Origin of the sequence: Thalassolituus sp. UBA675 (assembly GCF_002297765.1) — a bacterium.
Lineage (GTDB): Bacteria > Pseudomonadota > Gammaproteobacteria > Pseudomonadales > Oceanobacteraceae > Thalassolituus.
Map to the genome: position 1 here is coordinate 1 of NZ_DBNJ01000018.1, position 25,256 is coordinate 25,256.

Sequence of the window (25,256 nt, forward strand, 5' to 3'; positions counted from 1 at the left end):
GACGGGTCCATCTCATTTCCTACACGGAAGCAGGCTGGTTCCTTTCAGAGGTAGTTCTCTGTGGAGAGGTTGTCGGGAAGAAGCTTCCCTCCTACATGGCTGAGGCTTTTGCCGTCACGTAATGCTTGCTGCGTAGACTCCATATCGACTATTGGTAAGGCCAAAATTTTCCAGACACAAAAAAAACCGGCTCCTCTCACGAGTGCCGGTTTTTATTTGCTTAGCCCTCTGCCTCAACCTGAAGGTCAAGGCAGTGGGCTAATCGCCTCAAAAACTGTTAATTAAACAGCTTTCAGAGGGATCGCTGGGCGAGCCAGGTCTTTCGATGGTGGAGCGAAAGAAGTCAGGTTGATACCTTCAACCGCTGCTTTGTACTCTTCCAGAGTCGGGAAGCGACCCAGGATAGTGCCCAGAACAACCATTGGGGTAGAGCCCAGCAGGGATTCACCTTTCTTCTCAGCGCTGTCTTCTACAACACGGCCCTGGAACAGACGGGTAGAAGTTGCCAGTACGGTGTCACCTGGTTCTGCTTTTTCCTGGTTACCCATACACAGGTTACATCCAGGGCGCTCCAGGTACAGCTGGTTTTCGTACTTGGTACGAGCCGCTTCTTTTGGATGCGCATCATCGAAGATGAAGCCAGCGTACTTAGCCAGAATGTCCCAATCGCCTTCAGCTTTCAGCTCGTCAACGATGTTGTACGTTGGTGGCGCAACAACCAGTGGCGCTTTGAACGTGATAGGACCGTTCTTCTCCAGGTTACGCAGCATCGCAGCGATGATCTGCATGTCACCTTTGTGAACCATACAAGAACCAACGAAGCCCAGGTCAACCTGACGGCCATCGTAGTAAGAAGCCGGACGGATTACGTCGTGGGTGTAACGCTTAGATACGTCTTCGTTGTTTACGTCTGGGTCAGCAATCATTGGCTCGTCGATCGCGTCGAGGTCAACAACTACTTCTGCGTAGTACTTAGCGTTGTCGTCTGGAGCCAGAGCAGGTGCTTCGCCAGATTTAACTTCTTCGATACGCTTGTCAGCGAGGCCGATCAGCTTCTGCAGCATGCCAGCTTCGTTTTCCATACCTTTGTTGATCATGATCTGGATACGTGACTTAGCCAGTTCCAGAGATTGGATCAGAGTTTCATCGGTAGAAATACAGATAGAAGCTTTTGCCTTCATTTCTGCAGTCCAGTCGGTGAAAGTGAAGGCCTGGTCAGCCAGCAGAGTACCGATCTGTACTTCGATTACACGGCCCTGGAAGACGTTTTCGCCGCTGAACTGCTTCAGCATCTGCGCCTGAGTCGCGTGTACGATGTCACGGAAGTCCATGTGCGGCTTCATGTTGCCTTTGAAGGTAACTTTCACAGACTCTGGGATTGGCATTGCTGCTTCACCAGTGGCCAGTGCTACCGCAACAGTACCGGAGTCAGCACCGAACGCTACACCTTTAGACATACGGGTGTGAGAGTCACCACCGATGATGATCGCACGATCGTCAACAGTAATGTCGTTCAGTACCTTGTGGATTACGTCGGTCATTGCAGGGTATACACCCTTAGGATCACGTGCAGTGATCACGCCGAACGCGTTCATGAACGCCATCAGCTTAGGCGTGTTGGCCTTAGCTTTGTTGTCCCATACAGAGGCAGTGTGACAGCCAGACTGGAACGCACCATCAACGCTTGGAGAGATGGTAGAAGCAGCCATTGCTTCCAGTTCCTGAGTCGTCATAGGACCAGTAGTGTCCTGAGAACCTACGATGTTCACTTTAACGCGAACGTCAGAACCAGCGTGCAGTGGAGTCTCAGAGTTAACACCAACCGCGTTACGGTTGAAGATCTTCTCAACAGCAGTCAGGCCCTGGCCTTCGTGAGAGATTTCTTTAGAGGCCGCGTAAACAGCTGGTGCTTCAACGCCCAGAGTTTCTGCAGCGAAAGTCTGCAGCTGCTTACCGAAGGTTACTGCGTAAGAACCGCCAGCTTTCATGAACTCGACTTTCTGTGGAGTGAAAGCGTCAGACACGTCAGACAGCTCGTTGCCTTCGCTGTCGAGCAGTTTCTTGGTCTTGGTGTTGATGGTCAGAACGGTACCGGTCTTAACAGAGTACACTTCTTCCAGTACTGCATCGCCGTTCTCGTCGCGAACAACGTTGCCGTTTTCGTCTTTCTTCTGTACCCAGTTTTTCAGGTCCAGACCAATACCACCGGTTACGCCGACAGTAGTCAGGAAGATAGGTGCGATACCGTTGGTACCAGCAACAACTGGAGCGATGTTGATGAATGGAACGTACGGGCTTGAAGGCTTACCAGCCCACAGTGCCACGTTGTTCACACCAGACATACGTGAAGAACCCACACCCATGGTGCCTTTTTCGGCGATCAGCATAACTTGCTTATCTGGGTTGGCTTCTTTCATCTTGGTGATTTCTTCCTGAGCTTCAGGAGAGATCATGCACTTACCGTGCAGTTCGCGGTCAGCACGTGAGTGAGACTGGTTGCCCGGAGACAGCAGGTCGGTAGAGATATCGCCCACTGCAGCAACGTAGGTGATCACTTTGATTTCTTCGTCGATGTCTGGCAGTTCGGTAAAGAATTCTGCTTTGCTGTAGCTTTCCAGCAGTTCTTTAGCGATGGCGTTGCCTTCTTTGTAGGCAGCAGCCAGGCGCTCGGTGTCTGCTTCGTACAGGAATACCTGAGTTTTCAGAACAGCTGCAGCCGCGTTTGCGATGTCAGCGTCGTCGCCCAGAGCCAGGTCCAGCAGAACCTTGATAGACGGGCCGCCTTTCATGTGAGACAGCAGTTCGAAAGCGAACTCCTGGTTGATCTCTTCTACAGACGCCTGACCCAGAATGATTTCTTTCAGGAATTCAGCTTTAACGCCTGCCGCAGGAGTCGTACCCGGAAGTGTGTTGTAGATGAAGAAGTTCAATGAGTCTTTACGGTGCTCATTATTCACATCTTTGATCTGTTCGATGATTTCAGACAGCAGCTCCGCGCCATCGATCGGCTTAGGGTTCAACCCAAGCTCGTTCTTACGAACCTCAATTTCTTTCAGGTATTCTGAATACAGACTCATTTGCGACCCTCTCTCAAAGCCTTGTTAACAACTTCATTGCACTTTAGTTAACTTGCGTCCTACGATGGCAGCAAGCCCACGCCCATGCAGTTATGTCTGGTGAGCAGTGCTACATAGCTACAAAAGTCACTATGTATTTGCGTCACCCTCTTTTTAGTAGTGCGGGAGTATACCGGAAATTTAGGCTCAGACGTATTTGTACCCCTGATGTGCATTATTCATGGTGTTTATGATGGAGGTCTCTAATATTTTTTCAATTTATCAGATCGTCGACAGTTTCCTGTGGCGTCCGGCCTGGTGGATTCTGAATTCTGTCGTCCTGCACTTTGGCACAATTGGCCTGCTCCGGACCGGTAAGCAACGCGTATAGTCAATCAGAACAATAAGCCCGGTCTCATCCGGCGATCAGCAGCCAGGAAAAAAGTAATGACTATTCAGACGCATAAACGCACCTGCAGCCTGTGTGAGGCGACCTGTGGCATTGAAGTCAGGCATGAAGATGGCCAGATTCTTTCGATTAAAGGCGATAAGGATGACCCGTTCAGTAAGGGTTACATCTGCCCCAAAGCCACGGCGCTGCAAGACCTTCATGAAGACCCTGACCGTCTGCGCCTGCCTATGATCCGCAGGGGCGATGAGTGGCATGAAGTTAGCTGGAATGAGGCTCTGGATCATACCGCCAGCGAGCTTATGCGTATCCGCGATCAGCACGGTCGCGATGCGGTGGCATCGTATCTTGGCAACCCCAATGTTCACAATTACGGCAATCTGCTATTTGGCCCGATGCTGCTTAAGGCGATTGGCTCAAAGAACAAGTTCTCGGCAACGTCTGTGGATCAGCTGCCGCATCACATGGCGAGCCTGCAGATGCTGGGGCATCAATTGCTGCAGCCTGTTGCTGATATTGACCGTACGGATTTTCTGATCATCATCGGCGGCAACCCTCTGGCATCCAATGGCAGCATGATGACTGTGCCGGATTTCCGTGGTCGGATTAAAGGGATTCAGGCGCGCGGAGGTCGTGTTCTGGTGATTGATCCGCGGGCAACTGAAACTGCCAGAGTTGCTAATGAGCACTGGTTTATCCGTCCTGGTCAGGACATTCAGCTGCTGCTGGCTGTGCTCCACGTCTGGGTGCATGAACTGTCTGCTCAGTTACCGGCATTGCCGGACTACGTTGCTCCCGCCAATCTTAGCGTCATCTGTGCGGGTATGACGCCTGAACACGCCGCCGACCGAACGGGTATCAGTGCTGAAGCTATCCGCCAACTGGCTGGTGACTGGCTGGGCGCGAAGTCGGCCAGCTGTTATGGCCGAATGGGGGTATCAGTTCAGCAGTACGGCGGGCTGTGTCAGTGGTTGATCATGGTGTTGAACATCGTAAGTGGTAATTTCGACCGGGAAGGCGGCTTGATGCTGTCTCATCCTGCGGTGGATCTGCCAGCCATTCTGGCTGCACGCGGCAGCCGCGGAAATTTCAATCGCTACCAGAGCCGCGTTCGTGGTCTGCCTGAATTTGGGGGAGAGCTACCGGTATCTGTGCTTGCCGAAGAGATTCTGACGTCCGGCGAAGGGCAGGTGAAGGCGTTAGTCACGATGGCGGGGAATCCGGTTGTCTCGACGCCCAACAGTACTCAGTTGGTGACGGCGCTGGATTCGTTGGAGTTTATGGTGTCGATTGATTATTACCTCAATGAGACGACCCGCCATGCACACGTGATTTTGCCGCCTTGCGGACCGCTGGAGCGTGACCATTACGATCTGATCTTTAACAGTTTCGCCGTCCGTAACGTCGCGAAATACGCGCCAGCTTTATTCCCACCGGACAAAGGTGCGAAGGAAGACTGGCAGATTATTCACGGTCTGTTGAAGCGAATGGGCCGTGGTAGCCTGAAAACCCGTCTCCAGGGCCGTCTCGTACTGGGCATCATGGGCTGGATGAAGCCGTCCGGTATTCTGAATGCGATGCTCAAACGCGGCCCCTATAAACTGACATTGAAACAGCTGAAAGCCGCATCGTCAGGTATGGATCTTGGGCCGTTGCGACCATGCATGCCGGAACGATTGTTTACCCGGGATAGAAAGCTACATCTTGCGCCTGATCTGTATCTGGAGGAACTCGAGAGGGTGCGTCCACAGTTGTTGGCCAAGAACGTCGAGGATCTTGTGCTGATTGGACGCCGTCATGTGCGCAGCAATAATAGCTGGCTACATAACAGCCGCCGCCTGATTAAAGGGCCGAGACGTGATCGCCTGATGATTCATCCTGAGGATGCGGAGCGTTTCGGTATTGCCGAAGGCGGGACTGTGGAAATCAGTTCACGGGTCGGAAAGCTGGTGACCGAAGCTGAGATTACTGAGGAAGTGATGCCCGGCGTGGTGAGCTTGCCGCATGGTTGGGGCCACAACGTCGACGGTGTGCGTCTGGAGACCGCACGAGAGGCTGGCGGGGTGAATACCAACGTGCTCACCGATGATGCGCGCCTCGATGGACTGACCGGAAATGCAGCGCTGAACGGAGTGCCGGTATCGGTGGCTGCCGTTAGTCGATGACGCTGAACTCTTGCTAGTCGTTGTCATTGTGGCAGTCAGTTGCCACAATGGATCGATCATACAAAACAGGAAGAAAGCACTGTGCACATCGTCGCGGACGAAAACATCCCGTTAATTGAGCAATTTTTTGGCGATTTTGGCGACATCACTCGTGTCGCTGGCAGGACCATGACGCAAGAAGATGTAGCGAATGCCGACATCCTACTTGTCCGCTCTGTAACTCAGGTTAACCGGGAGCTGCTTGACGGTTCTTCCGTAAAATTTGTTGGCACGGCGACCATTGGTACTGATCACATTGATCTTGAGTACCTGAAAGACGCCGGGATTGGGTTTGCAAGTGCACCAGGATGTAACGCTCAGGCCGTAGTTGACTATGTTCTCAGTGCTTTGAGCGTTGTGGTGGATAGTCGCGGAATTGATTTTCGTGACCTGAGTGTCGGCATTGTCGGTGTAGGTAATGTCGGCTTGCTTCTGCGCCAGCGTCTGGAGCAAATGGGGCTGACGGTTCTTGCCTGTGATCCTTTCAAAGAAGAAGAGGACGTCGGTGAGCTGACGACGCTCGATAAAGTCCTTGGTTGTGATGTTGTCAGTCTGCATACACCGATGGAGAAGGGCGGTGACCATCCGACCTGGCACCTTATTGGTGATGCTCAGTTGCAGCAGATGATGACAGATGCCTGTCTGATTAACGCTTGTCGCGGGGCCGTTGTCGATAACGATGCCTTGCTGAAGCATCTTCACGATAACCCGGATTTCGTTGCTGTGCTGGATGTCTGGGAAGGCGAGCCAGAGCTGAACCGCGAATTGCTGGATTTCTGTGCGTTGGCGACACCGCATATCGCTGGATATTCTCTCGACGGCAAGATGCGTGGTACGGAATTGGTGTATCAGGGTGCCTGCGAATTCTTTGGGCTACCTGAACGTCTGAAATTGGGGCAGTTTTTACCGGAGCCTGGTATTCGACGCGTCGACTTTTCTGCCGAAGTACCCGTGCATCAGGCGCTGCGTACTGCCATCCGGGCATCGTATGAAATTCGGGTTGATGACGGCGTCATGCGCTCAGTCATACGACACAGCCAGAATCTGCGTGAGTCGTTTGATCGCATGAGAAAGGATTACCCGCTGCGCCGCGATACCATCAATCTTAAGGTTGGGGTTCCTGCACGCGCTCACGATCTGCAGGATGCGCTTGAAGCCGCGGGCTTCGATGTCCGTTCACGCTAAGGCTGAGTAAACCGGCCTGTGCTGGGGTTATGCTTCGAGAAACTCTTCCCGAAGCAGTCTCCGTATTAATTCAGAATCACTTTCCTGAACGGCACTGTGGAGGCGACGGAACAATGGTTCGTCGCTTTCGTCTGGCTGACGCAGCAGTCGGGTGAATGCTTTGCTGCTCAGTACGAAGTCATCGACAGATTCCTGCCGGTCTACAATCCCGAAGCGAACATACTCTTCATCGCGAAGCCACTGAATGGCGCCCAGTGCTGCTAAGTGGCGAGGGGAGTGTAGGCCGAACTCGTCCATGTCATCTGGCCCGCAGATATCTTCGACGAAGAGGGTTCTTGGGGCAGGAAATTGCTGCAACCCTGTGAGCAGGGTGACAGCAACATCCCGGAAGAAATCATCGATATGAACGTCGAGCATTGGCGTACTGGCCTTTGGTCGTATCAGAGCTGCCGATAGCTCTCGAAGAATTGCTTCATACGCTGCATCGCCGCGGTCAGGTCTTCTGGCCTTGGCAGGAATACCACGCGGAAGTGATCCGGATCTGGCCAGTTGAAGGCCGTACCATGCACGAGCAGAATTTTCTGCTGCTCAAGTAAATCCAGAACCATGCGTTCATCGTTGCGTATGTTGAACTTCTTGGTGTCGACCTTCGGGAAGCAGTACAGGGCGCCTTTGGGTTTAACACAACTCACGCCGGGAATGTCATTCAGCATTTCGTAGGCAATATCGCGCTGCTGAACAATACGGCCGTCGCCATTGACCAGATCAAAAATACTCTGATAGCCACCCAGTGCGGTCTGAATAGCATGCATGGAAGGCACGTTGGCGCAGAGTCTCATCGTCGCCAGCATCTCAAGGCCCTGAATATAATCCCGCGCCTTGTGCTTGGCCCCGCTGATGATCATCCAGCCAGAGCGGAAGCCTGCCAGACGGTAGTTCTTAGACAAACCATTGAAAGTAATAATCAGCAGATCATCAGCAAGTGATGCGGTTGAGGTGTGGGTGACACCGTCAAACAGAATCTTGTCGTAGATCTCATCCGAGAAAACAATCAGGTTGTTTTCGCGGGCGATCTGCAGCATGCCTTCCAGAATTTCATCCGGGTAGACAGCCCCCGTCGGGTTATTCGGGTTAATAATCACCATTGCGCGGGTGCGGTCGGTTACCTTATTGCGAATATCGTCGAGGTCTGGGTACCAGTCGGATTGTTCATCGCAGAGGTAATGAACGGCTTTGCCGCCTGCCAGGCTGACCGCGCCCGTCCAGAGTGGGTAGTCGGGTGCAGGCACCAGAACCTCGTCGCCATTGTTCAGCAGGCCCTGCATGCACATGACGATCAGTTCACTGACGCCATTGCCGATGATGATGTCTTCAAGCCCGACATTAGGAATCTTTTTCTGCTGGGTGTACTGCATGATGGCTTTTCGCGCCGAGAAAAGCCCTTTGGAGTCGCAATAACCTTCAGAATCTGGCAAGTTGTAGATGACGTCCTGGATAATTTCCTCAGGCGCATCCAGCCCGAACGGTTTCGGGTTGCCGATGTTCAGCTTCAGAATTCGATGGCCTTCTTCTTCCATACGCTTGGCGGCATCCAGCACTGGTCCGCGTATGTCGTAGAACACGTTTGCCAGTTTGTTGGATTTGAGGATTTCCATGGAACTTTGCCGCCTGTATCGGAACTGAATTTAAGTGATTAATCATACTCTTACGATGCTCTATCGGAAAGTGGTTCAAAGAATGAAAAAAATTAGCAAGAGTGAAGACGAGTGGCGTCAGCAGTTAAGTGCCGAGTCATACCGGGTTACCCGGGAAGCAGGAACAGAAAGGCCGTTTACTGGCCAGTATTACAATTTTTCGGAAGAGGGTACCTACAAGTGCGTGTGTTGTGGTGAGCCGCTCTTTCTGTCGCAGGATAAGTTTGATTCAGGCTGTGGCTGGCCAAGTTTCAGCCTGCCAGCAGATGAAGAGAACATAGAAGAGCGCAGCGACACGAGCCACTTCATGGTAAGAACTGAGGTTGTCTGCAAACATTGTGATGCGCACCTCGGCCACGTATTTACCGATGGCCCGGCACCGACGGGTCTGCGTTATTGCATTAATTCTGCCGCGCTGACGTTTGAGGCGAAAGACGACAACGGCTGATGATCACTTAATGGTCTTCTTCTAGTGTAATGGTCTTTTACTAGTCACCAGGGGCCAAATGCACACAGGTTTGGGCCCATTCGGCACTTGCGGCTGTAAGGGCTGATGTTTACTTTAAGCGCTTTAAAATTAACGGATGGAGTTCCTAATGTCGGTTCTTGATTACACCATGCCCCTGTTGAACGGGAAAGATCAGGATCTTAGCGAATACGCGGGTAAGGTTGTTCTTATCGTTAATACCGCGAGTAAGTGCGGTTTTACGCCACAATATGATGGTCTTGAGACTTTATACCAGGACCTGAAAGACAAAGGATTGGTAATTCTCGGCTTTCCATGCAATCAGTTTGGTAAGCAGGAACCCGGCAGCGCGGATGATATTGGTGCGTTCTGTCAGAAAAACTACGGTGTGAGCTTTCCGATGTTCAGCAAAATCGACGTGAATGGCAGCGACGCAGCGCCTATTTACGACGAGTTAAAAGCGGCAGCGCCCGGCGTTATGGGAACAAAAGGAATTAAGTGGAACTTCACTAAATTCCTCGTGGGGCGTGATGGAAAGGTGATTGATCGCTACGCGCCGACAACGACGCCAGAGTCTCTGAAGGCCGATATTCTTAAAGCGCTGGAAGCCTGATTCCAGCGTTAATCAAAGGTTTTCTTCTTCCAGGATTCCTCTGCTTCCGCCAGCTCTTCAGCGCCTTCTGCCAATCGGGTGGGGCCAGAGCTGGCTCTATGTTGCTCAAGTTCATCAATGGCCTCGACCAGTGCATCCAGTTCTGTCATCAGGTCTTGTGGCAGGTCTTTTATGTTCCGTATGGTTTTCTCGGCGCGCTTCAGAAAGTGCAGCGCCTGGTTGGGCGCGTTCTGCGCCAGTGACTGTTTAGCTCGAGCCTGATAGGTGTTTGCGCAGATCCGGGCGTTCAATACGGTCGCTTCTCTTATGCGTTCTCGCGCGGATTCTGTGGGAATCACGTGTTCTTTGTGCCCACTCTTTATCAGCTCAAGGTAGTCCATCAGTGAGTCGCGCAATTCTTTTGCTTGCTTAGGTTGTGTCGGGAGCGGGGACGGAGAGGGGGGCGGTGCGTTATTTCGCCACTCTTCAGCCTGGTCTAATGCTTTAGAGGTGCGTGGCGGCATGGTGATGAACTTAGTATTCACCTGTTGTGCGTGGAAATCCGTCAGTTCGGCCAGTGCGCGTAGTGCTTCGATTGATAACCATGGGCGCAGGCTGCTACCCACGTTACTGGTCATGTTGATGGAATCGATATGCTCAACAGATTTGCGCATCTGTTCCAGTCGGTACTGATCAAGCCACTTCTTTACCGTCACCACAGCGATGGCAATAATGCCGGTGACGATAGCGACAGAGATCATCGTTGTACTGTCCATTGGACGCTTCCTGGGAATAGGGCTGTTTTCTCAGTATAGGACAAATTTTTTGCTTTACAGGTATTGACGCTTCCCACGAACGTACATAGAATGCGCGCTCCTTGATTGAGACGTCCCCATCGTCTAGAGGCCTAGGACACCGCCCTTTCACGGCGGTAACAGGGGTTCGAATCCCCTTGGGGATGCCATTTTCAAGTGTGAAATGCGGGAATAGCTCAGTTGGTAGAGCACAACCTTGCCAAGGTTGGGGTCGGGAGTTCGAGCCTCCTTTCCCGCTCCAATTTCACATGAAAGTGGCATGACGCTGAATCAGGATCGGTGTTTTGCAATTAGGCAGTTAGCAAACATCTTGTTGAAAAAAGTTCTTGCAAATCAACGAGATGGAGTTAAAATGCAACGCACTTAAACGATGTGTCCCCATCGTCTAGAGGCCTAGGACACCGCCCTTTCACGGCGGTAACAGGGGTTCGAATCCCCTTGGGGATGCCATTGCGGGAATAGCTCAGTTGGTAGAGCACAACCTTGCCAAGGTTGGGGTCGGGAGTTCGAGCCTCCTTTCCCGCTCCAAATTCAAAAAAGCCGAACCATTCGTGGTTCGGCTTTTTTATTGCTCTGAGATTATGAAGGCTCAACTCCCGACCGAGGTCGTGAGCTGGGGCGCCAGTCCGATCGGCCTCCTTATACCGCTCCAAATTCTAAAAAGCCGGTACAGAGATGTACCGGCTTTTTTATTGTCCCGAGAAAGCACGCCTCACATGCCGAGGGCGGTGTATCACTAGCTTCAGTGAGCGTCGAAATTAATGCAGGCTACGGCCCGCCGAGCGGTAGTCGTATTCTTTACCCTCGGCTTCGGCCTCTGCTGCCATCTCGTCGAGATCCTGGAATCGCGAGATTTCTTCATCGCTCAGGAAGTGCATGCATTCACCACCGAAGAACCAGAGCAGTGCGCGGTCTACAGCAGGCATCAGTTGTGGCTGGTGTGTACCGATTTTGCTGAACAGATCCTGTCCTGCCTCGTAGGCTGAATCCCTGTGTTCTGTGAGCTGATCAATAACGTCACGGAATTGTTGTAGAATGTCGGCATCTATGACCCCTGACTCGTTTGCTGCGGCCTTTTCAATGCGAGAAAGCGTTTCGTTCAGCAGTTCGAGGTGGTATTTCAGTCGGTTATTCATTTTCTATCTCAGAAGGTATTCAGTTTATGGTTGCAGCCCTGGCGGTTGAAAACCTTTCCAAGGTATACGGCAACGGTTTCGAGGCCCTGAAGGGTATCACGCTTGAAGTTGCCAAAGGGGATTTCTTTGCCTTGCTTGGCCCTAATGGTGCCGGTAAGTCGACGACTCTGGGCATCGTGTCTGGCCTGGTTCAGAAGAGCTCTGGCAGTGCCTATGTTATGGGGCATGATGTTAACGGTGATGCCTTTCAGGCTCGTCGCTCCCTGGGGGTTGTGCCTCAGGAGTTTAACTTCAATCAGTTCGAGAAGGTGTACGACATCGTTGTGACTCAGGCCGGTTATTTCGGGCTGAAGCCTTCAGAAGCACGTGCGAATGCCGAAGAGCTGCTTAAGGCTCTGGATCTCTGGGAGAAGCGGGATACGCCGTCGCGGATGCTTTCCGGTGGTATGAAACGTCGCCTGATGATTGCGCGTGCGCTGGTGCATAAACCAGACGTGTTGATTCTCGATGAGCCGACTGCAGGTGTTGATATTGAACTGCGTCGCTCTATGTGGGAGTTCATGGAAGACCTTAATAAGAAGGGGACAACCATTATCCTGACGACACACTATCTCGAAGAGGCAGAACAGCTGTGTCGGAATATCGCGATTATCAATAAAGGTGAAATCGTTCAGTGCACCAGCAAGCGTGAACTGTTGAGCCAGTTGACGACTGAAACCTTTGTTTTTGATCTGTGCGAGTCTTTGCCGGATGGTTTTTCTCTGGAGGGGTTTGAGTTTTCTTCACCGGCTGATGAGACGCTAGAAGTTACGGTTGAGAAAGGGCAGAGCATTAACCGGATATTTACCATGCTCACAGAAAAAGGCCTTGAGGTCCGCAGTATGAGAACCAAGTCTAACCGACTTGAAGAGTTGTTTGTGAACCTGGTACGGGAGAGTAATTCATGAGCCCGATGCGCGTTCAGTGGGTTGCATTTCAGACGATTGTGACCAAAGAAATCCGTCGTTTTATGAGAATCTGGCAGCAGACGTTATTACCGCCTGCGATCACCATGACGTTGTATTTTATTATTTTCGGCAATCTGATTGGCAGCCGGATCGGTGAGATGGGCGGTGTTGATTACATGGCCTATATCGTACCTGGCCTGATCATGATGAGCGTTATCACCAATGCTTATGGCAACGTTTCTTCGTCTTTTTTCAGTAATAAATTCCAGCGCAGCATTGAAGAGATGATGGTTGCGCCTGTGTATCCGGTAACCATTCTTCTGGGCTTTGTTGCCGGTGGTGTAGCGAGAGGCGTGGCGACGGGGGTGATTGTTACTTTACTGTCGCTGTACTTTACGGATCTTCAGGTGCATCACGTCGGAGTCATGGTCGGTGTTGTTCTTTTATCGGCGATTCTGTTTTCGTTGGGCGGTTTTATTAACGCGGTTTTTGCGACTAAGTTTGATGATATCGCGATCGTTCCTACTTTTATTATTACGCCACTGACCTACCTTGGCGGTGTATTTTATTCCATCAGTCTGCTTCCTGATTTCTGGCAGGATGTATCCAAGCTGAACCCGATTCTCTACATGGTTAATACCTTCCGCTACGGTGTGTTAGGTGTGACGGATATTAATGTTTACGTCGCCTTTGGGATGCTGGTTTTGTTTATTCTTATTTTGGGTAGTTACAGCATCTGGTTGCTGCGACGCGGCACAGGCATGAGGCAATAATGATGGGATCAGTACACAGCGAGACCAATCCACTTGGCAAAACATCCGAATATCCTGAGCAGTACGACGCGGGATTGTTGTTTCCAATTGATCGCAATGAAAGTTGGAAAGCGTCAGGCGATGACCGCTCTGCGATTACTTTTTATGGCGTTGATATCTGGAATGGCTACGAGGTGTCCTGGCTAACACCGAACGGGAAGCCTGTCGTTTGCGTTGCGGAATTTCGAGTCCCTTCTGATAGCCCGTTTCTTGTGGAGTCGAAGTCGTTCAAGTTGTACCTCAACTCTTTTAACCAGACCCGATTTGAAAATGAGTCTGATGTTAAAGCGGTGATGGAGCGGGACTTGTCTCTCGCTGCTGGAGGAGCAGTAACGGTTGCCTTCCACGGAATGGATTACGCCTATCCCGCCGCTCCTGATGCTTTGTGCATAGACGATGTCGATGTCGATATTTCTTCATACACACCGTCGCCGGAGCTTCTGAAAGTGGTTCCAGACAGTCAGTTCGATGGATGGATCTGCAGCCACTTACTGAAATCAAATTGCCCAGTGACTGGTCAGCCGGACTGGGGCTCAGTGTATATTCAGTACAAGGGGCAGGAGATTGATAAAGCGTCTTTGCTCGCGTACCTGGTTTCTTTGCGGCAGCATCAGGATTTTCATGAGCAGTGTGTTGAGCGAACATTCCGGGATATACAGCAGCGCTGTGCGCCAGAGAGTCTGACGGTGTATGCCCGTTACGTTCGCCGGGGTGGGTTGGATATCAATCCATTCCGGACGACAGAGGAAACTTTCGAAGCGTTGAACTTTCGGTTACAGCGTCAGTAGCAATGTCTCCGGCGTCTGCGTTGTGGTTTATTCGCAGACGTCGAGCGGCTTTCTCCAGTGTCTCTGCGGCTTTCAAGCGTTCCGCTTCGGTCATCTGATCGCGATCCAGGCGGAGGCTGAAACCCTCCGACTCCTGAATAAACTGACGTTCATTCGAGTCGTCCTGACTGCGGTAGTCACGCACTTCGAAGGTAGGAATTGGGTCGCGGAAGCCCTTAACAACAGCATTGCCCCGACTGCGGCAGTCAATTTTGTCGCGGATCAGGGTGTAGGTATCTTGTGATACCAGAATCTCACCCGGCGTTGCTTCGGTTTCAAGGCGTGAAGCCAGGTTCACTTCCTTTCCAATGATGGTGTAGTCCATCCGGCTCTCGGTTCCAAAGTTACCGACGGTACAGTACCCGGTACTAATGCCCATACGAATCTGGAGAGGGGCCGAAATGCCTTGATCTGCCCAGCGCTGGCGAAGAACTTCCATATGGTTACGCATTTCAATTGCCATAGAAACGCAGGCCAGGGCGTCGCGCTTAGTGCCCTTGGTTTTCGGGTCGCCAAAGAAAATCATAATGCCATCGCCAATAAACTTATCGATGGTGCCGCCGTACTTGAGCGCGATGTGAGACATGTCGGTTAGGTAGGTGTTGAGGAGGTCGGTGAAGGACTCCGCTTCCATCTGCTCAGACAGGGCAGAAAAACCGACGATATCAGAGAAGAAAACCACCAGCTTTTTACGCTGAGTTTCGAGGCGAACCTGGCGGCGGCCGGAAAAAATAGATTCCCATATCTGCGGCGCCACATACTTCGATACCTGATGAGAGAGCGCCTGAAAGCGTTCAACCTGCCCCTGAAACTTCATCTTTAATCGCATCAGGTCACGTGCCTGGCGGTAACTGTTGTGTGCTGTCAGGGCTAAGTGGAAGCCGACACCGGCTGCCGTCGCGACAAAGACTTCATAAGGAACTGGGGCAGGCTGTGTGTAGCCTGTTAGCAGGTATGCGGCACCGGCACCGGATACCAGTGAAATAATACAGAATGCCCAGGCGGTCAGGCTGCCCACGACGATAAAGCTGGTGTTTATCATCACTGCGAAGAGCACAACGATCTCTATCGGGAAGTTGATAAGCCCGAGGAAAATACCGCAAAGAAGAGCATCGCCATGAATCAGAAACTGACGTGTCGTGTATGCTTTACGACGTCGGAATGGCCCGCTCGCGAAATAAACCAGATGAGGGTAAAGCAGCGCGAACATTGCTATACCATCGCTGCTCTCCGGGAAATAACCAAAGTGTATGCCCGTGTAGACACTGACGGCGGCTACCGCGTAACCGAAGATCCGTGCGACATAGTCTTGTTTTGGTAGCGTCGTTTCGTGGAACTGCGCCTGGGCCTGCGAACTCGACATGTAACTTCACCGATTGTTTATTATTATGTGGCGGAGCGGGGCGGAACTAATAACTTTGCCTTAGTCATACTTATATAGACATTCTGACTACACGGCAAGACCCTGACCCATTTGTCACAATACTGCGTAAATACTCACGCATGGCCTGTAATGATACATTGGAGCCCTGATGGACGCAATTAGAGCGATTACCGAGCGGGTGTCGGTGGCACAGCTCACCGGACCTGACATCACTCAAGAGCAAAAAGAGATACTTTTTAAGGCCGCTCTGCGCGCGCCTGACCACGCCTGGATGAGGCCAAGCCGTTACCTGACCATCGAAGGTGAGGCGAGAGAAGAGCTGGGTAAGATTTTCTACAAGTACCAGGCTGGCCGTGAAGTCCTTTCGCCGGAGAAGGCCAAAAAGATCAAAAATATGCTGTTGCGAGCGCCTCTGGTGATCGTTGGCATTACACATCTGGAAGAACACCCTAAAGTGCCTCGCGATGAGCAGCTGCTCTCTACGGGAGCGGGCGTACAGAATATGCTGAACGCCGCATATGCAATGGGACTGGGCGCTATCTGGCGTACGGGTGCCATGGCTGAATGCGAGGGCGTTCGGAAAGCATTGGGCCTGAATCGTGATGATGTCATTACAGCCTTCCTGTATGTTGGCCACATCAATACTACACCTAAACCAGTACCTGACGTCGAGCTGTCTGAGTACGTGACTGCGTGGACGGGCGAAACCAGTTAAAAAACAAGGCATTAGCCTATAAAGGTTGACCTCATACGGTGCCATGCGTATAGTGCGCGGCGCTGGTGAGGCGTCCTGGTGACTGACTCGCAGAGAACGTCGGAGTTTACGACGACGGTAACGAGCACGGCAGCGTGCGACTTACAGCCCCTTTATATGGGGTGACGTAGACAAACAAGGTGAGGTGTCCGAGTGGCTGAAGGAGCACGCCTGGAAAGCGTGTATAGGTTTATCCCTATCGAGGGTTCGAATCCCTCCCTCACCGCCACTAATTCTAAAAACCCGGTCAATTGGCCGGGTTTTTTATTGGCTGGCGTTCAGGTTGCCAGTGATCAGTGAGGGCAGGGTGAGAACCCTCGCAGGTTCGAGTCGAACGTAGTGAGACAACGTCGGAGCCTGCGACGACGGCCCGAAGGGCGCGAGTCATCCCTCCCTCACCGCCATTATTCCAAAGAACCGTGGACTTGAAGAAGTTCACGGTTTTTTTATGCCCAATGGTTATCGCTAAAGGCGGTGAGGGAGGGATTCGAACCCTCCACTTTCTCGGCCCGGCCACTAATTCGAAGAACCCGGTCAATTGGCCGGGTTTTGTATTGCCCTTCGATCAGGCTTAATCCGGCCAGTCATTTGAGATCACATTCGAGTTATACGACGTCATTGCTGAATTTTCAGCGTTTCTGGTAGGAAGTTTTTCGGTTTATTGTGGCCATTACGGTCAAAAAAGGCCTTGTGCGCATTGCTGCCAATTCAGCGCGAGGTGTATCCTGTTTGCTCAATTTGCGCGACATAAAATAACAACAGCGCGGTGCGAGCTATGGATCTAGACACTAAGTGTATACCTTTGGGTCACATACAGACCTATTTCAATCTGAAGAAATCGATCGAGGTTGATGCTGACTGGCTGATGAAGCGCACGGGCATCATTCCTGATAATCCCGATGAGCTGATGCGGTCAATTACCGGCCTGGAGCCTGCAGACATGTATGCGCGCGCAGGCATCGATCTTGGCGAAGAAGACGGCGTAGGTATGTTCGTTTCTGCTCGGCAGGTTCTTAATCTCGTTGAGCAGATAATGGACGCTTTGAAGATGCCCTATATCGGCCTGGCGATGGGTAATCTGATGACAGTGTCACACCATGGTATGGCCGGCCTGGCTGCTGTAACTCAGCCTACGCTGTGGGATTGTGGGCAAGCGGTGGTGCGGTTTTGCCGTGAGTTATTTCCGCCTCTGGAAATGAGTGTCACTCTTGATGGTGAGGAAGGGTGGTTTGCTATCGACGAGAACATTCCGCTGGATCCTTATTCGCACTTCTTTGTTGAGCTGAATCTGGTGAGTTTTTACAACATCTTCCGCGATCTTGTGGCTAATGATCCGGACCTGATGCCGGTCCGCGTGGAGATCGGTTACCCGGAGCCGGGGTGGGGTCACATTTACCGACGTTACTTTAAATGCCCGGTTGTTTTCGGTTGTCATCAGTCTCGTATCATCGGTAAGTCGATGTTGGCAAACCATGAGTTGCCTCTTGCGAATCGTCTGATGGCAATGACGGCTGAGAAGTCGCTATTCGAAAATATCCCGACAAAGGCAATGAAGTATCTGCCGTTACGGTTGAGGCGATTACTTATTCGTTATTACGGTGCTTTCCCATCCCTGGAAAATGCGGCCAGCGAATTGGGTATGAGTGGCCGTACTATGCGGCGTAAGTTAAAAGATGACGGTACGTCTTATCAGCAGGAGCTGGATTTTGTACGACAGAAATTTGCCCGTGAGTATTTTGCTCGCGGTGGCGACTCTGTAACCGAGCTCGCCCATTTGCTTGGTTTTGCTGATTCTTCTGCTTTTGCAAAGGCCTTTCGCCGTTGGACAAACATGTCTCCCAAAGAGTACATGGCGTCAATTATGGCCAGGACCTGACGTTAAGTGGCCATCGGTTCAAGGTGGCCGAAAACACCGTCTGGCAGTGGCCATTTCAGACCGATCACTGTCCGACAATTGCGAGCACAGTCACATAATTGGGGCGTAAGGTAGATCACAGGTTCGGAAACATCCGTCCGTTATAAAAATAACGAAACACTAAAGGTGATCTACCATGTCTGACTTCAAACTGAAGGCCGGCGCCCTTGCTCTGAGCGCAGCTCTGCTAACTCCGGTCGCCGCACACGCGGCAGTAGAAGGTCCGTCCGGAATGGACTTTTACGATATTCCATCAATCAATACCAACCAGAACGGAGACCTGATCTGGTATCGCGATGCGAGCGTAAATCTCGGTGCTGGGGCCCCGCTGGCTAAAGCATACAACGTTATGTACCGCTCTACTGACTCACTCGGTGCCGAGAACGCAGTTACTGGTACTGTTTTAATTTCAAGCAATGAGTGGAGTGGTGCGGGTGAGCGCCCAACGCTGAGTTATGCCGTGGGTACACATGGTCTGGACCAGTCTTGCGCTCCGTCCTTGCAACTACAGGCCGGTAGCGATTATGAAATCCGTAACATTCGTGCCGCTCTTGAAAAGGGTTATGCGGTACTGGTAACTGACTATCAGGGCTATACCACGGGTGCTACACCTACCTATCTGGCCGGTGAGTCGCAGGCGCACGCCGCACTGGATATTTTCCGTGCCGCCTCTCAGATTCCTCGTGCAGGGATAGATGCTGAAGCGCCTGCTGCTGTTTGGGGCTTCTCTCAGGGCGGGCAGACTGCTGCATGGGTCGGTCAGATTGCAGACGACTATGCACCAGAACTTGATCTGGTAGGTGTTGCATCAGGTGGTACTCCGGCTGACTTCCCCGTGGTTGCTGATTATCTGAATGGCAGTACAGGTGCATCCTTCCTTCTTGGGGGGATCATTGGTCTTGCCGAGCAATATCCGGATGATATCCCAGTCGATCAGCTTGCCAGTGCGAACGGTAAAGCAGCCATCGCTGACTATAAAAACAAGTGTACTTTTGAGTTCCTGTTCGACTACATGAATGAATCTCTCAGCTCTTACACCGTTGGCAACAAAGATCTGGATGAGCTTTTGATGGTGCCTTCTATTGGTCAGCGCATCAATGAGCAGAATCTGGGTGGCGAGGGTGCTGATGTCCCAGTGTTGCTTTATCACGGTACTGCGGATGAGTTCATTCCGATTGAGCAAAGCGTAGAGCTGAAAAAAGACTACTGCCGACGCTTCGATAAGGTCACTTACGACGTTTATCCAAGTGAGCACATCGTGACGCTCTTCCAGGCGGCCCCAACCGTTCTGACCTGGCTTGACGAGCGTTTTGCTGGCCAGAATCCGCGTAACAGCTGCTACAGCTTTGCTGCTGATCCTGTATCAAATGCTAATCCGGGCGGCGGTGATTTCATTGTTACTCTGGATGAGTGGAATCTTGATGCTGAAATTCTGCTGAACACTCTGAATCAGACCGTTGAGCTGCCAGAAGATACCTCAATCACAGCAGATGCCAACATTACCGATGAAAGCTTGGTAGGTGATCTGTATGTGCCAGACTTTGAAACAGAGTTGAATATTCTGGTTAACCTCGATGTTGCACTGTCGGTTGAACCCGTAGGTCAGATAGAAGCGACCAATAGTCTGAGCCGTGATGGCATACTCGCTATCAATGGTTCGACTCAGGCAAATGTTCTTATTAACGCTGCGGGGTTCGGTTGGCTGAAGCTACCGTTCAACTGTAAAACCATTGAACCTGCGAACTTCAATCTCGCCTGGGAAGGCCCAATTGCCGAATTCGGTGCGGGTGGCATTGTGTTCGAGGGTGAAACCGAGTTCTCGGAACTTGAGTGTGGCTGGATGACAGCGCTGTTCAACAGCCTGGTGGCTGGCCCAGGTCAGGAATATAGCTTCCGTCTTGTACCTCCGGCGCCAGAGCGTCTGTAAATAGCCTGATGGGCTCCTTGGCCAGGAACAGAGGAAACTCCGTTCCTGGCATTTTTCTCAGAATTTATAAGGTGCAGATTATGTTTAAGACAGCGATTGTGACAGGTGTTATCGCCATTGGCGGGCTCGCTTACTACTCTGGCTTTGATGGGATACAGGTATTGAAGACGTCAGTAGAACCTCAGCACTCTCAGGCTATATCCCAATCTGTGGAGTATACGCGTGAAGAGCTTGCTGCGATGACGCCCAATCTACTGATCCAGATGCAGAAAGACGCGCTTAACTCAGCAAAAGAAGCCGCTACCAGTGTCGGTGAGCTGAACCGCATTGAAGGTCGGCCTGATTTCGTCTCACCGGCGGAGTGGATGATGCTTCAGGCGGTTGCTGACCAGAAGACTGATCCACAAGCAGAGCTTCTTCGTCTGGTTAATCTGTTGCGGTTTAACAAGCAACTGGAGGCTCTGGATCGAACTTCCGACGCAGAAGAGCGCAAAGTGCTGATTGAGGCGGTGTTGGCTCAATTGCCGAAGCGCATCGAGAATCAGGAAATGTCGGTAGAAAAAGCGCAATCGATCCAGTTGAAATTGATCTCTCAGATCTATTCTGATGACCGCGATATCCGCGACAGGGCGGCTGAAGAGGCCCGCCGCATAGGTGCGGAGTTCAGCATTAAAGCGTCTTAATCTGGCCCGTTGAGCATTTAAGCACTCAGCCAGTCACTCTAATTTTCGGTTGGCGTTGATCTGCCTTCTGGCTATTGATACTTTCAGGTCCATAAAATTCATCTGGAACATTTATGGACCTGGATACTCCCTGCATCCCTCTCGGGCACATACTGACGTACTTTAATATCGCTCAGAAACCTGATCTTGACCTGGGTGTTAATGAACAGGACGAAGACGCCCGTGCTGTGCAGCTGAATAAGTTGATGCAGGTCTCTATGGGGCTCGATCACAATGAAATGTTCCGTAAGATCGGTGTCGACCTCAGCGAGGGAAATGTCGCTGGTCGATATATCTCCACCCGGCAGGTACTTGGTCTGGTAGAGCAGTCCATTGAACATATGCGCATGCCGTATCTGGGGCTTTTCATCGGAAATATCATGACGGTGTCCCATCATGGATACGCGGGCCTGATGAGCATTACCCAGCCGACTCTGAAAGAATGTAGTCAGACAACAGCGCGCTTATGCCGGGAGCTGTTCCCAGCCCTGGATATGTCAGTTCACGAGGCTGACGGATTGGTCTGGCTGGCAATCGATGAGAACGTCTCCCTTTCTCCCTACACCCATTACTTTATGGAGCTGAACAGTATCAGCTTTTACAACATCGTCTGTGACCTTGTCGGGCGCGACCCCGAACTTGAGCCAGTAGCTATTGAGTTCAGTTACCCGGAGCCAGCCTGGGGGCATATTTACCGTCGCTATTTTCGTTGCCCTGTGCGTTTTTCCTGCGCTCAGACCAGAATCATCCGTAAGGCGAGCAGTGCCGACTTTGAGTTGCCTCTGGCCAATCGATTGTTGGCGATGACTGCAGAAAAAACTCTCTTTCAGCGGATTCCAACGAAAGCGATGCAGTTTCTGCCCCTGCGCTTGAGGCACTTTCTTGTGCGCTCGTACGGAGCATTACCTTCGCTTGAGCGCGCCGCGGGTGAGTTGGGTATGAGTAGTCGTACCTTCAGAAGGCGTCTCGCAGAAAGTGGCACTACCTACCAAAAAGAGCTGGATGTAATCCGTGAGCGTTTTGCACGAGGCTACTTTGCTCGTGGAGGTCAGTCTGTGGGTGAGTTGTCCGAGTTGCTCGGCTTCAGTACAACCCAGGCGTTCAGTCGGGCTTTTAAGCGCTGGACGGGAGAGAGCCCATCAGCCTTTATCAAAAAGGCCTAGCGGTTGTTGTTCTCTGACGCGCTTAAATGCGTCAATCGGGCTGGCGCTGTGCGTTTTCTTTACTAACCTTATACGAGCGACGTCGTCTGAAAAAATTGTCGCTAATGGTTGTAAATAATTATGTATGCGGAGCCGTCCAGTGTTCTTTCGATCCCAGAAGAAAGCCGTAGAAACCATCCCTACTGCAGAGTGCAACGATCATATCCATAAACTTGAGCAGGAGAATGAGCTTCTGCACAAGGTGAAAATCGTGGCTGAGATGCGCTGTGAATTCGGGTTGACGCAGTATCAGTACGTTAAGGATCTGCAGTCGCTTTGGTTCAGTTCGACGGATGCCATCGACAGTATCCGCAATACTATGGCTGGCTCTGCAACACGTCTGCGGGATGAGAATGATAGTGTGCAGGCTTCTCTCGCTCGGGTTGGAGAGATCTCTTTAACACTCGGTAAGTTAACTGAATCTTTGGATATTATTCAGAATGAATCGCAAGAGGCGTCTACTGCGGTAGGCGGCTTAAAGTCTGTGGCGTCCGGCATTGAGGACTTCGTCAGTCTCATTAAGGGTATTTCTGAACAGACGAATCTGCTAGCGCTTAATGCAGCAATCGAGGCGGCGAGGGCAGGTGAACAAGGGCGGGGCTTTGCCGTTGTTGCAGATGAAGTGCGCACGCTGGCACAGCGCACAGCCGACGCGACAGCAGAGATTGATGCACTTATTTCTACGATTGGTGGTGAAGTTGATCGGGTTGCACGAGGTATTGCAGCGCTTGGGGAGCGTGGCGCAGTGCTCTCTGATGAGGTTGGCACAGTGTCATCTCACATAAATGAGATTGGTGACGTTGCCGGGCAGGTCTGTCAGAGCTTTGAGCGTACATCCGCTGAGTCTTTCCTTGAAACAGTGAAACTGGATCATATTGTCTGGAAGGGGCAGGTTTATGCTGCGATCAGCCAGGAGCAGGACGTTGAGTTGCCGACTCTGGTAGATCACACGATGTGTCGGCTTGGTAAGTGGTATGCAGAGGGTGAAGGTCGGGAAAAGTACGGTCATCTGAATGCTTATCGTCGCCTGGACGCTCCTCACAAGGGCGTACACGAGAACGGCTTTAAGGCCATGAAGGCGCACTCAGAAGGCAACCGCGACGCGATGCTGGGGTATCTGGAAGCCATGGAAACGGCCAGTCGCGAAGTGATCGCCACTCTGACCGAAATTGAGGAAGCGGTAGCTCGTTGACCTAGTGCTGGCGAATGTGTGTCCCGTGCGCATTCGTCATGCAATCGACCCGGTATTTCTCTATAATCGCGGCAGTTTTGAGTTAACCGAGATCCATCATGACTGTCCGCACACGCGTCGCGCCGTCTCCTACCGGCGATCCCCATGTAGGTACTGCATACATTGCTCTGTTTAATCTCGCATTTGCCCGCCAGCACGGCGGTCAATTTCTCCTGCGTATTGAAGATACCGATCAGGTACGCAGTACCCCTGAATCTGAACAGGCGATTCTCGACAGCTTGCGTTGGCTTGGCATGGACTGGGATGAAGGTCCTGATGTAGGTGGCGATTACGGCCCTTACCGTCAGAGTGAGCGCCGTGCGATTTATGAAGAACACGTACAGAAGCTGCTTGATAGCGGTAAGGCCTTCAAGTGCTATCGCACCGCCGAAGAGCTGGATGCCTTGCGCCAGCAGAAACAGGAAAGCGGTAACCAGACTGCTCTGAAAGTATCTGACCTCGCTTTACCTGAAGACGAGGTTAACGAGCGTGAAGCAGCAGGCGCGCCTTACGTTGTGCGCATGAATGTTCCGGAAGAGGGCGTTTGTGTCGTTAAAGACATGCTGCGCGGTGAGATTGAACTGGACTGGGCTCAAGTTGACGCTCAGATTCTGATGAAATCTGACGGTATGCCAACCTACCACCTGGCCAACGTGGTTGATGACCACCTGATGGCAATTACTCACGTGATCCGTGGTGAAGAGTGGATCAGCTCAGCGCCTAAGCATAAGCTGCTATACGAATACTTTGGTTGGGATATGCCAGAGCTGTGTCATATGCCGCTGCTGCGTAACCCGGATAAGAGCAAGCTGAGTAAGCGTAAAAACCCAACGTCGATCATGTTCTATGAGCGCATGGGCTTTATGCCTGAGGCCGTATTGAACTACCTCGGCCGTATGGGTTGGTCTATGCCAGACGAGAGCGAGAAATTCAGCCGTGATGAAATGTTCAACAATTTCGACATCAATCGTGTGTCTTTGGGTGGCCCGGTATTTGATGTCGAAAAACTGCGTTGGTTGAATAGTCTTTGGCTACGTGAACTGTCTCCTGAGCAGTTTGTTGAAAAGTTCGCACAGTGGGGTTTCCGTTCGGAGAATGTGTTGCCGGTGATCCCACATGTTCAACCGCGGGTTGAAGTCTTTTCTGACGTTGCACCGTTAGCCGGGCACTTCCTGTCGGGAATGACGCCGCTGACGCCTGAAAGCTTTGAGCACAAAGTGCTGGATACAGAAGCAACAACCAACATCCTTCAGATGGGCTTGTGGCAACTGGAAGCTATCCGTCACTGGGAAAAGGAAAATATTGAGCAGGCGTTGTTTGGATTAGCGAAGCAGATGGATATCAAAATCCGCGACTTCCTGTATCCATTCTTTATCGCGATTGCCGGAACATCTTCGACCATCTCGGTACTCGATACCATGGACTTGCTCGGCCCGGATATGAGTCGTGCGCGTGTTCGTCATGCTGTCGATACTTTGGGTGCTCCGGGTAAGAAGAAGCTGAAGAAGCTTGAGAAAGAGTATACCTCGCTTCTTATTGCCATGGAAAACGCTCAGCAAGCTGATTGATCAGCTCAGCAGTACTGATTAACCAAAAGAGCGGCTTCTATGCCGCTCTTTTTGTTTGTGCTGGCGTTGTAAGTTGTTGTTTATGTGAATTTTTTTCTCAAAAGAGTTGACAGCTCAGAGGGGCACCCTTAATATTTGCCCACGTTTTGAGACGGGGCCTTAGCTCAGCTGGGAGAGCGCAACACTGGCAGTGTTGAGGTCAGCGGTTCGATCCCGCTAGGCTCCACCAAAACCTTCTTGCTTGTCCTTGTGTCCCCATCGTCTAGAGGCCTAGGACACCGCCCTTTCACGGCGGTAACAGGGGTTCGAATCCCCTTGGGGATGCCACTCTTTTTCTTTCTATTAGTCCAAAACCTCCAAGTCGTTGTGACCTGTTTTTTATTGCCTGATTTTTGGTGTCCTGTACCTTG

The 25,256-nt window shown here is 51.6% G+C and carries 20 protein-coding genes, 7 tRNA genes, 1 other RNA gene and 1 pseudogene; 23 read left to right on the forward strand and 6 right to left on the reverse strand.

The window, feature by feature from the left end; all coding sequences use genetic code 11:
- Nucleotides 1-281 precede the first annotated feature (281 nt).
- Nucleotides 282-3,077, reverse strand: coding sequence for a bifunctional aconitate hydratase 2/2-methylisocitrate dehydratase (locus B3007_RS07665; RefSeq protein ID WP_301376559.1), 2,796 nt, complete (start codon nt 3,075-3,077; stop codon nt 282-284).
- A 426-nt stretch (nt 3,078-3,503) separates the two neighbouring features.
- Between B3007_RS07665 and B3007_RS07670 the strand changes: the two genes are divergently transcribed.
- Complete coding sequence (locus tag B3007_RS07670; RefSeq protein WP_301376560.1) at nt 3,504-5,630, forward strand: molybdopterin oxidoreductase family protein; 2,127 nt, start codon at nt 3,504-3,506, stop codon at nt 5,628-5,630.
- Between the two features lie 81 nt (nt 5,631-5,711).
- Nucleotides 5,712-6,854 carry a 4-phosphoerythronate dehydrogenase PdxB gene (pdxB, locus tag B3007_RS07675; RefSeq protein ID WP_301376561.1) on the forward strand — a complete coding sequence of 381 codons (1,143 nt, stop codon included), beginning with the start codon at nt 5,712-5,714 and terminating at the stop codon, nt 6,852-6,854.
- 27 nt (nt 6,855-6,881) lie between these two features.
- Here the strand turns inward: pdxB and B3007_RS07680 are convergent, their stop codons facing one another.
- The gene (locus tag B3007_RS07680; protein ID WP_068444205.1) at nt 6,882-7,271 is read right to left on the reverse strand and encodes a hypothetical protein; all 390 of its coding nucleotides are present in this window, start codon (nt 7,269-7,271) and stop codon (nt 6,882-6,884) included.
- 23 nt (nt 7,272-7,294) lie between these two features.
- Nucleotides 7,295-8,509 (reverse strand): pyridoxal phosphate-dependent aminotransferase, encoded by a 1,215-nt coding sequence (locus B3007_RS07685; RefSeq protein ID WP_068444208.1) that lies wholly within the window; start codon nt 8,507-8,509, stop codon nt 7,295-7,297.
- 82 nt (nt 8,510-8,591) lie between these two features.
- Here B3007_RS07685 and msrB point away from each other — a divergent pair, with 82 nt between their 5' ends.
- Nucleotides 8,592-8,996 (forward strand): peptide-methionine (R)-S-oxide reductase MsrB, encoded by a 405-nt coding sequence (msrB, locus tag B3007_RS07690; RefSeq protein ID WP_301376562.1) that lies wholly within the window; start codon nt 8,592-8,594, stop codon nt 8,994-8,996.
- A gap of 148 nt (nt 8,997-9,144) precedes the next feature.
- Complete coding sequence (locus B3007_RS07695; protein ID WP_076517221.1) at nt 9,145-9,627, forward strand: glutathione peroxidase; 483 nt, start codon at nt 9,145-9,147, stop codon at nt 9,625-9,627.
- An 8-nt stretch (nt 9,628-9,635) separates the two neighbouring features.
- Here B3007_RS07695 and B3007_RS07700 read toward each other — a convergent pair whose 3' ends face one another.
- Nucleotides 9,636-10,382, reverse strand: a complete 747-nt coding sequence (locus tag B3007_RS07700) for a hypothetical protein (RefSeq protein ID WP_301376563.1) — start codon at nt 10,380-10,382, stop codon at nt 9,636-9,638.
- A 112-nt stretch (nt 10,383-10,494) separates the two neighbouring features.
- Between B3007_RS07700 and B3007_RS07705 the strand changes: the two genes are divergently transcribed.
- From B3007_RS07705 to B3007_RS07720, 4 genes are all read left to right on the forward strand, one after another.
- Nucleotides 10,495-10,570 (forward strand) — tRNA-Glu (locus tag B3007_RS07705).
- A gap of 16 nt (nt 10,571-10,586) precedes the next feature.
- Nucleotides 10,587-10,662 (forward strand) — tRNA-Gly (locus tag B3007_RS07710).
- A gap of 133 nt (nt 10,663-10,795) precedes the next feature.
- Nucleotides 10,796-10,871, forward strand: a tRNA-Glu gene (locus B3007_RS07715).
- Nucleotides 10,872-10,873: 2 nt separating this feature from the next.
- Nucleotides 10,874-10,949: transfer RNA gene (locus tag B3007_RS07720), tRNA-Gly, on the forward strand.
- A gap of 230 nt (nt 10,950-11,179) precedes the next feature.
- Here B3007_RS07720 and B3007_RS07725 read toward each other — a convergent pair.
- A complete protein-coding gene (locus B3007_RS07725; protein WP_301376564.1) occupies nt 11,180-11,557 on the reverse strand; it encodes a PA2817 family protein in 378 nt (125 codons plus the stop codon).
- Nucleotides 11,558-11,583: 26 nt separating this feature from the next.
- Between B3007_RS07725 and B3007_RS07730 the strand changes: the two genes are divergently transcribed.
- From B3007_RS07730 to queF, 3 genes are read left to right on the forward strand one after another with little or no spacing between them, the layout of a single operon-like run.
- On the forward strand, nt 11,584-12,504 hold the full coding sequence (locus tag B3007_RS07730) for an ABC transporter ATP-binding protein (protein WP_068444217.1): 921 nt from the start codon (nt 11,584-11,586) through the stop codon (nt 12,502-12,504).
- On the forward strand, nt 12,501-13,277 hold the full coding sequence (locus tag B3007_RS07735) for an ABC transporter permease (RefSeq protein ID WP_301376565.1): 777 nt from the start codon (nt 12,501-12,503) through the stop codon (nt 13,275-13,277). Before B3007_RS07730 ends, B3007_RS07735 begins: the two co-directional genes overlap by 4 nt.
- The gene (queF, locus tag B3007_RS07740; RefSeq protein WP_348655065.1) at nt 13,277-14,104 is read left to right on the forward strand and encodes an NADPH-dependent 7-cyano-7-deazaguanine reductase QueF; all 828 of its coding nucleotides are present in this window, start codon (nt 13,277-13,279) and stop codon (nt 14,102-14,104) included. The genes B3007_RS07735 and queF overlap by 1 nt, the downstream gene beginning before the upstream one ends.
- On the opposite strand, the gene B3007_RS07745 is transcribed toward queF, so the two are convergent.
- Entirely contained in the window at nt 14,040-15,506 is a 1,467-nt protein-coding gene (locus B3007_RS07745; protein ID WP_301376566.1) for an adenylate/guanylate cyclase domain-containing protein, read from the reverse strand. The two genes, queF and B3007_RS07745, sit on opposite strands and share 65 nt — an antisense overlap.
- 169 nt (nt 15,507-15,675) lie before the next feature.
- On the opposite strand from B3007_RS07745, the gene B3007_RS07750 reads away from it, so the two are divergent.
- The 12 genes and pseudogenes from B3007_RS07750 to B3007_RS07800 all read left to right on the forward strand — a co-directional run bounded on the left by B3007_RS07750 (nt 15,676) and on the right by B3007_RS07800 (nt 25,173).
- Nucleotides 15,676-16,242: a nitroreductase family protein gene (locus B3007_RS07750; protein ID WP_076517227.1), complete on the forward strand. Its 567-nt coding sequence runs from the start codon at nt 15,676-15,678 to the stop codon at nt 16,240-16,242.
- Nucleotides 16,243-16,420: 178 nt separating this feature from the next.
- A tRNA-Ser gene (locus B3007_RS07755) sits at nt 16,421-16,510 on the forward strand.
- A gap of 57 nt (nt 16,511-16,567) precedes the next feature.
- Nucleotides 16,568-16,685, forward strand: a non-coding RNA gene (locus tag B3007_RS07760) — RtT sRNA.
- 371 nt (nt 16,686-17,056) lie between these two features.
- Nucleotides 17,057-18,157 (forward strand): AraC family transcriptional regulator, encoded by a 1,101-nt coding sequence (locus tag B3007_RS07765; RefSeq protein WP_273090649.1) that lies wholly within the window; start codon nt 17,057-17,059, stop codon nt 18,155-18,157.
- A 175-nt stretch (nt 18,158-18,332) separates the two neighbouring features.
- Nucleotides 18,333-20,123 (forward strand): lipase family protein, encoded by a 1,791-nt coding sequence (locus tag B3007_RS07770; protein ID WP_301376567.1) that lies wholly within the window; start codon nt 18,333-18,335, stop codon nt 20,121-20,123.
- An 80-nt stretch (nt 20,124-20,203) separates the two neighbouring features.
- On the forward strand, nt 20,204-20,806 hold the full coding sequence (locus B3007_RS07775; protein ID WP_301376568.1) for a hypothetical protein: 603 nt from the start codon (nt 20,204-20,206) through the stop codon (nt 20,804-20,806).
- A gap of 113 nt (nt 20,807-20,919) precedes the next feature.
- A complete protein-coding gene (locus B3007_RS07780; protein ID WP_301376569.1) occupies nt 20,920-22,008 on the forward strand; it encodes an AraC family transcriptional regulator in 1,089 nt (362 codons plus the stop codon).
- Between the two features lie 562 nt (nt 22,009-22,570).
- Nucleotides 22,571-22,822: pseudogene (locus tag B3007_RS15635) on the forward strand (methyl-accepting chemotaxis protein); the annotation flags it as partial.
- 84 nt (nt 22,823-22,906) lie between these two features.
- Nucleotides 22,907-23,239, forward strand: coding sequence for a CZB domain-containing protein (locus B3007_RS15640; protein WP_414716219.1), 333 nt, complete (start codon nt 22,907-22,909; stop codon nt 23,237-23,239).
- A gap of 98 nt (nt 23,240-23,337) precedes the next feature.
- The gene (gltX, locus tag B3007_RS07790) at nt 23,338-24,846 is read left to right on the forward strand and encodes a glutamate--tRNA ligase (RefSeq protein WP_301376571.1); all 1,509 of its coding nucleotides are present in this window, start codon (nt 23,338-23,340) and stop codon (nt 24,844-24,846) included.
- A 153-nt stretch (nt 24,847-24,999) separates the two neighbouring features.
- Nucleotides 25,000-25,075: transfer RNA gene (locus B3007_RS07795), tRNA-Ala, on the forward strand.
- 22 nt (nt 25,076-25,097) lie between these two features.
- Nucleotides 25,098-25,173: transfer RNA gene (locus B3007_RS07800), tRNA-Glu, on the forward strand.
- The last annotated feature ends 83 nt before the right edge of the window (nt 25,174-25,256 follow it).

Bases quoted from the DNA above. Each gene is read 5' to 3' on its own strand.
- B3007_RS07665 (WP_301376559.1), bottom strand. From the start codon at position 3,077: ATGAGTCTGTATTCAGAATACCTGAAAGAAATTGAGGTTCGTAAGAAC.
- B3007_RS07670 (WP_301376560.1), top strand. From the start codon at position 3,504: ATGACTATTCAGACGCATAAACGCACCTGCAGCCTGTGTGAGGCGACC.
- B3007_RS07680 (WP_068444205.1), bottom strand. From the start codon at position 7,271: ATGCTCGACGTTCATATCGATGATTTCTTCCGGGATGTTGCTGTCACC.
- B3007_RS07685 (WP_068444208.1), bottom strand. From the start codon at position 8,509: ATGGAAATCCTCAAATCCAACAAACTGGCAAACGTGTTCTACGACATA.
- msrB (WP_301376562.1), top strand. From the start codon at position 8,592: ATGAAAAAAATTAGCAAGAGTGAAGACGAGTGGCGTCAGCAGTTAAGT.
- B3007_RS07695 (WP_076517221.1), top strand. From the start codon at position 9,145: ATGTCGGTTCTTGATTACACCATGCCCCTGTTGAACGGGAAAGATCAG.
- B3007_RS07700 (WP_301376563.1), bottom strand. From the start codon at position 10,382: ATGGACAGTACAACGATGATCTCTGTCGCTATCGTCACCGGCATTATT.
- B3007_RS07725 (WP_301376564.1), bottom strand. From the start codon at position 11,557: ATGAATAACCGACTGAAATACCACCTCGAACTGCTGAACGAAACGCTT.
- B3007_RS07730 (WP_068444217.1), top strand. From the start codon at position 11,584: ATGGTTGCAGCCCTGGCGGTTGAAAACCTTTCCAAGGTATACGGCAAC.
- B3007_RS07735 (WP_301376565.1), top strand. From the start codon at position 12,501: ATGAGCCCGATGCGCGTTCAGTGGGTTGCATTTCAGACGATTGTGACC.
- queF (WP_348655065.1), top strand. From the start codon at position 13,277: ATGATGGGATCAGTACACAGCGAGACCAATCCACTTGGCAAAACATCC.
- B3007_RS07745 (WP_301376566.1), bottom strand. From the start codon at position 15,506: ATGTCGAGTTCGCAGGCCCAGGCGCAGTTCCACGAAACGACGCTACCA.
- B3007_RS07750 (WP_076517227.1), top strand. From the start codon at position 15,676: ATGGACGCAATTAGAGCGATTACCGAGCGGGTGTCGGTGGCACAGCTC.
- B3007_RS07765 (WP_273090649.1), top strand. From the start codon at position 17,057: ATGGATCTAGACACTAAGTGTATACCTTTGGGTCACATACAGACCTAT.
- B3007_RS07770 (WP_301376567.1), top strand. From the start codon at position 18,333: ATGTCTGACTTCAAACTGAAGGCCGGCGCCCTTGCTCTGAGCGCAGCT.
- B3007_RS07775 (WP_301376568.1), top strand. From the start codon at position 20,204: ATGTTTAAGACAGCGATTGTGACAGGTGTTATCGCCATTGGCGGGCTC.
- B3007_RS07780 (WP_301376569.1), top strand. From the start codon at position 20,920: ATGGACCTGGATACTCCCTGCATCCCTCTCGGGCACATACTGACGTAC.
- gltX (WP_301376571.1), top strand. From the start codon at position 23,338: ATGACTGTCCGCACACGCGTCGCGCCGTCTCCTACCGGCGATCCCCAT.